Source organism: Microcoleus sp., assembly GCF_049646505.1.
In the GTDB taxonomy this organism is placed as follows: domain Bacteria; phylum Cyanobacteriota; class Cyanobacteriia; order Cyanobacteriales; family Microcoleaceae; genus Microcoleus.
In genome coordinates, this window is the sequence record NZ_JBARVX010000376.1 from 1 (window position 1) to 2,269 (window position 2,269).

Here is a 2,269-nt window from a genome sequence, read left to right on the forward strand (position 1 = left end):
GTTTCGGCGAGCATGGCTTTGCGGAAAAGCTCGATCGACTTTATTGGCGTGTTTGACGAAGTTTTGGGGGCGGGAACGCCCACGGTGGGCGGCGAAGACTGCGAACTGTTTGCGCGGATTTTGCGATCGGGCTACTGCATCGTCTACGAGCCCAGGGCCTTGAGCTGGCACCGCCACCGGCGCACTTGGGAAGAATTGCAAAAAACGCTGCACGGCTACGGCATCGGAGTTTATGCTTTCTGGACGCGGATGTTTGTCATCAACAGAGAATTCAGCGTGCCTCGGTTAGCTTTGGGATGGCTGCTACACAAACAAATTCCTGAATTAGTGGCTTCTTTGCGGCAGCAGCCGGATGCGATTCCGAGGGATTTGCTGTTGGCTCAACTGCGGGGCTGTGTCAGCGGGCCGATGGCTTATTTTGCTTCTCGGAAGTGGTTGCAGGAAGTTAAAGGGAAGAAGTCAGTAGTCAGTAGTTAGTAGTTAGTAGTTAGTTGTCAGTTGTCAGTTGTCAGTTGTCATTAGTCGGAGGGAAGAGTGTTTTAAATTAGCAATTACCAATTATCTTTATTCATAACAGGGAAGTCACGCATACACGGAAAACTGTTTTTTTCTCTTTCTTATTCCTTCTGACTAACAACTAACAACTAAAGCAATCCTTGCAGGAGTCGTAAACTTTTTACCCCACCCCAACCCTCCCCTTGGCAAGGGGAGGGAGTAAGAAATTCAAAAATGATTTAGGATTGCTATAACAACCAACAACCAACAACTAACAACTAACAACTAACAACTAACAACTAATGCCAAATTACCAACTCAATATGAATAGAGAAAATATAACAGTTAGCGTAATTATTCCGACTCACAATCGAAGTGGTTCGCTGCGGCGGGCTCTTGATGCTCTGCAATCACAGACTTATCCGATCGATCTCATGGAAGTTATTGTAGTTGCAGATAGCTGCATTGACGATACTTTGGCAATGCTGCAAGACTACAAAGCTCCGTTTAAATTGCAGGTTGTTGACGTAAATTGCCGGAGTGCTGCCATCGCTCGCAATACGGGAGCGGCTTCGGCTAGCGGGGAATTGCTGCTGTTTCTCGATGACGATATCGAAGCGCTGCCTTCTTTGGTGGAAAGCCACGCGCGGGTTCACCGAGAACGTCCGGGCTGTGCTGTCATGGGCCCTTATCCGCCAAAGTTGCAGGGAGAAACTAGATTTTTTGGCGTAGAAGTGCGCTCGTGGTGGGAGGAAAAGTTTTATCAGATGAGCCAGCCGACTCACCGATTTACTTATCAAGATTTGCTCAGCGGCAACCTTTCTATTGATACAAAACTGTTTGCTCGTCTTGATGGCTTCGATTCGGCTTTCGGGAATTGTGGCGGGGAAGATTACGAGTTTGGGGTGCGTTTGCTGAAAGCTGATGTACCTTTTGCTGTAGCGGCTGATGCGGTGGGCTATCATTACGAACATGAAACTAACAATCTCGATCGCTCTTTTCGCCGCGCTCGTCAGGAAGGGCGATCGGATGTTTTGATCGGTCAGCGGCATCCGGAAATGAGACCGACGCTGCACATCAAAGACTACGAAACTCCTGATTCTCTGGTAAATAAAATTTTGGTCGCGATCGTATTTTTCTGGCCTGCCGCCTTGGATTTGCTGGCTGTCGGACTGAGAAAATCCCTTGACTGGCTTCAATACATGGGGATGCGGGGAACTTGGCGGTGGTTGCAGACTAAACTACTGGCTTACTCGTACTTGCGGGGTGTTATCGATGAGTTGAAAAGTCGATCTGCCCTTTCTAGTTTTATGCAAGAAGGAACGGCTAGCGGCGATTTGGACAGACATGAAATTGAAATCGATTTGCAGGAAGGTTGGGAAGCAGCAGAACGAATTATTGATGAGAAAAAACCCGATGGCATTTATCTGCGTTACGGTGAACTGCCGATCGGCCGCGTCACTCCCAAATTCGGTGTAGAGCCACTGCGGGGTGCTCACTTGCGATCGATTCTGGCGCTTGAGTTTGCCGAAACCCTGGCTCGGGCGATCGCCCTTAACGGTATGCCCAAAACTGCTGCTCATTCTGAGCCTAGCTTAGTTGACAACACCCTACTTCAACATCTACAGTTGTTTACAGTATTGGACAAGAAAAAGCTGGAAAATTCTGCCTAAAAATGACACAATCAGATTATATAAATAATAGAATATATAGCCTTTCGAGCTCTCATAGGAGGTACTATCGGGCATCGGGCATAGGGCATAGGGCATAGGGC

General features: G+C 48.0%; 2 protein-coding genes. Both read left to right on the forward strand.

All coding sequences use genetic code 11. The annotated features are described in order from the left end of the window. On the forward strand, positions 1–477 hold a 477-nt coding region (locus tag WBA89_RS18915; protein ID WP_424408747.1), incomplete at its 5' end, for a glycosyltransferase. A gap of 341 nt (positions 478–818) precedes the next feature. After that, positions 819–2,168 (forward strand): glycosyltransferase, encoded by a 1,350-nt coding sequence (locus WBA89_RS18920; protein WP_424408748.1) that lies wholly within the window; start codon positions 819–821, stop codon positions 2,166–2,168. Positions 2,169–2,269: the final 101 nt, after the last annotated feature.

Bases quoted from the DNA above. Each gene is read 5' to 3' on its own strand.
- WBA89_RS18920 (WP_424408748.1), top strand. From the start codon at position 819: ATGAATAGAGAAAATATAACAGTTAGCGTAATTATTCCGACTCACAAT.